Source organism: Tepidimonas sp. (assembly GCF_029335975.1).
GTDB lineage: Bacteria > Pseudomonadota > Gammaproteobacteria > Burkholderiales > Burkholderiaceae_C > Tepidimonas.
Genome location: NZ_JARJMT020000108.1, coordinates 1 through 6,240, shown reverse-complemented (window position 1 = coordinate 6,240; position 6,240 = coordinate 1). Strand labels below are relative to the sequence as shown.

Here is a 6,240-nt window from a genome sequence, read left to right as displayed (position 1 = left end):
TCGGCAATCTTGAGCTGATCCGCCACGACCTTGAAGGCCGTACCACAGGATGGGCAGCGGGTGATGAAGCTCATGCCCACGATTATGACGGCGGCGTGCGGGCAGGCGCCAGGGCCTGTTCAGCGGCGCTGGGCCGTCATGAGGATCCAGCCGTCCTCGGCGTCGGCGACTGCCAGCGCCAACCACGGGGCATAAGCCTCGCGCAGCTCGTCGGCCTGGCGCTCCAGAATGCCCGCCAGCACCAGCTCCCCCCCATCGTCGACATGCGCGCACAGCAACGGGGCCAGCACCTTCAGCGGCGTGGCCAGGATATTGGCCAATACCAGCCCGTAGCGACCCTGCGCCGCCTCCGGCAGGCCGGCGTTCACGGCCACCGCATTGGCTGCCGCGTTGAACCGGGTGGACTCCACGGCGGCCGGATCGATATCCACCGCATCCACCGCCGCGGCCCCCCGCTTGGCCGCCGCGATGGCCAAAATGCCAGAGCCACAGCCGTAGTCGAGCACGCGCCGCCCGGTCATGTCGTGGTGAGCGATCCAACGCAGGCACATGCGGGTGGTGGGATGGGTGCCCGTACCAAACGCTAGCCCAGGGTCGAGCCGGATGATGGTGCGGGCCCCGGTCGGCGGCTCGTGCCAGCTCGGCACGATCCAAAAATCGGGCGCAATCGGCACGGGGTCGAATTGGGACTGCGTCAGGCGCACCCAGTCGGTGTCGACCACCGGCCGCACACCGATCACCTTGCAGTCGGCAAAAAAATCCTGCGGCGCCAGCAAAGCGGCCGCCTCATGCGCCTGCTCCTCGGTGTCAAACAGCGCGACGATCAACGAGCGCTGCCAGCCGGATGCTGGCGCCGGCAGCCCAGGTTCGCCAAACAGCGCTTGCTCCGCCGGGGTGTGCGCATCGGCATCCTCGACCGAGACGCTGAGCGCTTCCAGAGCCTGCAGCGCATCGCAGACGTACTCGACACGCGCTTCGGGCACGCGCAACAGGAGTTCGTGCCAGCGCGGCGCAGCCGCCATCGCTTCATCCCCGCTCACGTTGCGCCAGCCAGCTCTCGAGATAGTGGATGTTGGTGCCGCCAGCCTCGAAATTGGCGTCCACCATCAGCTCTCGATGCAGCGGCACATTGGTTTTGATGCCCTCGATCACCACCTCAGCCAGCGCTCCGCGCATGCGCGCCAGCGCCTGCTCACGCGTGTCGCCATACGCAATGATCTTGCCGATCATCGAGTCGTAGTTTGGTGGTACGCAGTAGCCGCTGTAGATGTGCGAGTCCACCCGAACCCCGGGGCCGCCTGGGGCATGCCAGGCCGTGATGCGACCGGGCGACGGGGTGAACTTGTACGGATCCTCGGCGTTGAGGCGGCACTCGATGGCGTGTCCGCGCAGTTGAATCTGGCGCTGGGTGAAGGGCAGCTTCTGTCCCGCAGCGATTTGGATCTGGGTGCGCACGATATCGATGCCCGTGATCATTTCCGTCACCGGGTGCTCTACCTGCACGCGCGTGTTCATCTCGATGAAGTAGAACTCGCCGTTTTCGTATAAAAACTCGAATGTACCGGCCCCCCGGTAGCCCATCCTCTTACACGCCGCAGCGCAGCGGTCACCGATGCGCTCGATCAGACGGCGCGGTATCCCCGGGGCGGGCGCCTCCTCGATCACCTTCTGGTGGCGGCGCTGCATGGAGCAATCGCGTTCGAACAAATGAACCGCATTGCGGTACTGATCGGCCAGCACCTGGATCTCGATGTGCCGAGGATTTTGGAGAAATTTCTCCATATAAACCTCGGGGTTGTTGAAAGCCGCTGCCGCTTCACTCTTGGTGGTCTGCACCGCATGCAGCAAGGCCGCCTCGGTATGCACCACGCGCATACCACGCCCGCCGCCGCCGCCAGCGGCCTTGATGATGACGGGATAGCCGATCGTGCGCGCGATGCGCTTGATCTCGGCCGGGTCGTCCGGCAACGCACCATCCGAACCCGGCACAGTGGGCACACCGGCGCGCTGCATCGCCTGCTTGGCCGAGACCTTGTCGCCCATCAGCCGAATCGACTCCGGGGTCGGGCCGATGAAAACGAAGCCACTTTTCTCTACCCGCTCGGCAAAGTCCGCGTTTTCCGACAGAAAGCCGTAGCCAGGGTGGATGGCTTCGGCGTCGGTGACTTCGGCGGCCGAAATGATGGCCGGCATGCTGAGGTAGCTCTGGCCCGAAGGCGCCGGACCGATGCACACCGCCTCGTCCGCCAGCTTGACGTACTTGGCTTCGCGGTCGGCCTCGGAATAGACGACGACGGCCTGGATGCCCATCTCGCGACAGGCGCGCTGCACCCGCAGGGCGATCTCGCCGCGGTTGGCGATCAAGATCTTCTTGAACATGGCGACGCCCTCATTCGAGGACGAACAGCGGCTGGCCGTACTCCACGGCTTGACCGTTCTCGACCAAAATTTCCTTGATCACGCCCGCACGATCGGCCTCGATTTCGTTGAGAATCTTCATCGCTTCGATGATGCACACTGGCTCGCCCTCCTTGACCGCCTGGCCGACTTCGACGAACGGCTTGGCGCCTGGACTGGGCGCGCGGTAAAAAGTACCGACCATGGGCGACTTGATCACGTGTCCCTGGATCTCGGCGCGTGCCGGCGCGGCGGCGGCCTCGGCGGGTGCGGGCGCCGTCAGGGTGATGGGTGCTGCCGGGGCGGCCACCGCCGGCACCGCCACGGGCGTCATGACCGCTGCAGCCGCAGCGGCCTTGACGATGCGGACCTTGCCTTCGGCTTCGGTGATCTCCAGTTCGGAAATATTCGACTCCGAGACCAGGTCGATGAGCGTCTTGAGTTTGCGCAAATCCATGGCGACTCCGTACTATGCACCGAATTTGTGTTGATCTTGCCGCGAACGTCGCGGAAAGAGCGCGAAATATACACGAGCCAATGCCCACCACCGCCCCCAGGGATTGCCATGACCGATGACAACGCCGTCACCACGATGGCCCTGCCAGGGCTGGCGCGCGCGCTGATCGCCGCGGGCGCGCTGTCCCAGCAGCAGGCCGAAATGCTCTATGCCAGGGCCCAAAGCCACAAATCCGGCTTCATTTCCGAGCTGATCGACAGCGCCCTCATCTCGCCGAGCGATCTGGCGCACACCATGTCAGAGGCGTTTGCCGCGCCGTTGATCGATCTGGACGCGATCGACCCGCAACGGCTGCCACACCATGTGCTCGACCCCAAGACCTGTCAGCAGTACCGCATCGTGCCGCTGGCACGCCGCGGCAACCGCCTGTCGGTGGCCACCGCCGACCCGTCCGATCTGCAGGCGGCAGAAAAGGTCAAGTTCGAGACGCAACTGGCTGTCGACTGGATCATTGCCGAGGTGGACAAGCTCGGCAAGTTGGTCGAGACCTACACCGCCAGCGCCGGGCAGCGCAACGCGCAAATCGTCGGCCAGACCTTCGACTTCGAGGCCGAGGGCCTCGAGATAGCCGGGACCGAGCCGACGGAAAAGGTGGCCGCCGAGGTCGAAGACGCGCCTATCGTCAAATTCCTGCAGAAGATGCTGCTGAATGCGTACACCATGCGCGCCTCCGACCTGCACTTCGAGCCCTACGAACACCACTATCGGGTACGGATGCGCATCGATGGCCAGTTGCGCGAGATCGCTACGCCGCCGGTGGCGATCAAAGACAAGCTCGCTTCGCGCATCAAGGTCATCTCCAAGCTCGACATCTCCGAAAAACGCGTGCCCCAAGACGGCCGCATGAAGCTCAAGGTCGGCGCGGACAAGGTGATCGACTTTCGCGTCAGCACCCTGCCGACGCTGTTTGGCGAGAAGGTCGTCATCCGCATCCTCGACCCGAGCAGCGCACAGATGGGCATCGATGCGCTGGGCTACGAGCCCGACGAAAAGGACAAGCTGTTGGCGGCGATCCAGCGCCCGTACGGCATGGTGCTGGTCACTGGTCCCACCGGCTCGGGCAAAACAGTGTCGCTGTACAGCTGCCTGAACCTGCTCAACCAGCCCGGTGTCAATATCTGCACCGCCGAAGATCCGGCCGAGATCAACCTGCCTGGCGTCAACCAGGTCAACGTCAACGAAAAGGCGGGCCTGACCTTTGCTGCGGCGCTGCGCGCCTTCCTGCGCCAGGATCCCGACATCATCATGGTCGGCGAAATCCGCGATCTGGAGACCGCCGACATCGCCATCAAGGCCGCGCAGACGGGGCATCTGGTGCTCTCGACGCTGCACACCAACGATGCGCCCTCGACCCTCACGCGGCTGGTCAACATGGGGGTGGCGCCGTTCAACATCGCCGCCAGCATCAACCTGATCACGGCACAACGCCTGGCGCGGCGCCTGTGCCCGAAATGCAAGGTGCCGCACCACGACCTGCCACGCCAAGCGCTGCTGGAGGCCGGCTTCACCGAGCAGGATCTGGAGGGTGACTGGCAGCCGTACAAACCAGTGGGCTGCTCCGCCTGCCACGACGGTTACAAGGGGCGCATTGGTATCTACCAAGTCATGCCGGTGAGTGAAGCAATCCAGCAACTCATCCTGCGCGGCGCCAGCGCACTGGAAATTGCCGAGCAAGCCCACCGCGAGGGCGTGCGCACACTGCGCGAAGGCGGCTTGCGCAAGGTTAAGATGGGCATCACGTCGTTGGAGGAGGTGCTGTCGGCGACCAACGACTGATGGCCCGATTTGCCCGCGCCCGTTTATCGCCGACATCCACAGAGGGATCGCCCATGGCTACCGCAACCCCTGCCGCCCAAGACCGCCTCTTCGAATGGGAAGGCAAGGACCGCAACGGCAAACCGGTCAAAGGCGAAATGCGTGCCGCCGGCGAGGCACAGGTACAGGCCCAGCTGCGCCGCCAGGGCATCGTGGTGCAGAAGGTGCGCCGCAAGCGTTTCGTCTCGACCCAGCGTATCAAGCCCAGGGATATCGCGATCCTCACCCGCCAGATGGCCACGATGATGAAGGCAGGCGTGCCGCTGCTGCAGGCCTTCGACATCGTCGGCCGCGGCAACCCCAATCCGAGCGTCGCGCGGCTGCTCTATCAGATCCGCACGGATGTCGAAACCGGCACCTCGCTGTCGGCGGCGTTTCGTAAGCATCCGGTCTACTTCAACTCCCTGTACTGCAACCTGGTGCAGGCGGGGGAAGCCGCCGGTATCCTGGAGGACATTCTGGATCGCCTGTCCACCTACCTCGAGAAGACCGAAGCCATCAAGAGCAAGGTGAAATCCGCGCTGATGTACCCGACGGCGGTGCTGGTCGTGGCCTTCGTCGTGGTGTCGGTGATCATGATTTTCGTCGTGCCCGCCTTCAAGGAGGTGTTCACCTCGTTCGGCGCCGACCTGCCGGCGCCGACACTGGCGGTCATTGCAATGAGCGAATTCTTCGTGGCGTACTGGTGGCTCATCTTCGGAGCGCTGGGTGGCGGGTTGTTCCTCTTTCTCCAGGCCTGGAAGCGCAGCGAGCAGGTGCAGCACTGGATGGACCGGCTGCTGCTGCGCCTACCGATCTTTGGTCAATTGGTGCAAAAGTCGGCCGTCGCGCGCTGGACACGCACGCTGTCGACGATGTTTGCCGCTGGCGTGCCGCTGGTCGATGCCCTCGATTCTGTCGGTGGCGCGGCCGGCAACGCAGTGTATGCAGCAGCCACCGCCAAGATCCAGCAGGAAGTCGCCACCGGCACTGCGCTCACGCAGGCCATGACCCACGCCGGCGTTTTCCCCTCGATGGTGCTACAGATGTGCGCGATCGGCGAGGAATCGGGGGCCCTGGACCACATGCTAGGCAAAGCGGCCGATTTCTACGAGCAGGAGGTCGACGACATGGTGGCGGGTCTGTCGAGCCTGATGGAGCCGATCATCATCGTCATCCTGGGCACCATCATCGGCGGCATCGTCGTAGCGATGTACCTGCCGATCTTCAAGCTGGGCGCGGTGGTTTGAGCATGTCGGGGTCGGAGCCGGGGATGGGGCGGCCGGTGGAGATGGCCCGATCGGCCGCACTGGTCGTCGACGGCAACCCCACCACCCGCATGACGCTGGCCGGACAATTGCGCAGCTTTGGTTTCACCTCCATCAGCCAGGTCGGCCGCATCGCCGATGCGCGGCGCGAGATCGAGCGCCATGCCTTCGACCTGGTGATCTGCAGTGACGCCTTCCCGCGCAGCGGCTCGGGCCAGGCCCTGCTGGACGATCTGCGCCGCAGCGGGCTGCTGCCCTTTGGTA

Annotated in this window: 6 protein-coding genes and 1 pseudogene; 3 read left to right on the top strand and 4 right to left on the bottom strand. The window is 64.5% G+C overall.

Annotated features, from left to right (window positions below; genetic code table 11):
• The 4 genes from P3W97_RS11050 to accB all read right to left on the bottom strand — a co-directional run.
• Positions 1 to 74 (bottom strand): zinc-ribbon domain-containing protein (locus P3W97_RS11050; RefSeq protein ID WP_367184597.1); only part of this gene is annotated, 74 nt, incomplete at its 3' end.
• A 45-nt stretch (positions 75 to 119) separates the two neighbouring features.
• Positions 120 to 1,022: a 50S ribosomal protein L11 methyltransferase gene (gene prmA, locus P3W97_RS05985; protein WP_300844754.1), complete on the bottom strand. Its 903-nt coding sequence runs from the start codon at positions 1,020 to 1,022 to the stop codon at positions 120 to 122.
• 4 nt (positions 1,023 to 1,026) lie between these two features.
• Positions 1,027 to 2,379: an acetyl-CoA carboxylase biotin carboxylase subunit gene (gene accC, locus P3W97_RS05980; protein WP_300844752.1), complete on the bottom strand. Its 1,353-nt coding sequence runs from the start codon at positions 2,377 to 2,379 to the stop codon at positions 1,027 to 1,029.
• A 10-nt stretch (positions 2,380 to 2,389) separates the two neighbouring features.
• Positions 2,390 to 2,854, bottom strand: a complete 465-nt coding sequence (gene accB, locus P3W97_RS05975; protein ID WP_300844750.1) for an acetyl-CoA carboxylase biotin carboxyl carrier protein — start codon at positions 2,852 to 2,854, stop codon at positions 2,390 to 2,392.
• 108 nt (positions 2,855 to 2,962) lie between these two features.
• Between accB and pilB the strand changes: the two genes are divergently transcribed.
• From pilB to P3W97_RS05960, 3 genes and pseudogenes are all read left to right on the top strand, one after another.
• Positions 2,963 to 4,690: a type IV-A pilus assembly ATPase PilB gene (pilB, locus tag P3W97_RS05970; protein ID WP_300844748.1), complete on the top strand. Its 1,728-nt coding sequence runs from the start codon at positions 2,963 to 2,965 to the stop codon at positions 4,688 to 4,690.
• Between the two features lie 53 nt (positions 4,691 to 4,743).
• Complete coding sequence (locus tag P3W97_RS05965; RefSeq protein WP_300844745.1) at positions 4,744 to 5,958, top strand: type II secretion system F family protein; 1,215 nt, start codon at positions 4,744 to 4,746, stop codon at positions 5,956 to 5,958.
• A 41-nt stretch (positions 5,959 to 5,999) separates the two neighbouring features.
• Positions 6,000 to 6,240 (top strand): annotated as a pseudogene (locus P3W97_RS05960) (response regulator); the annotation flags it as partial.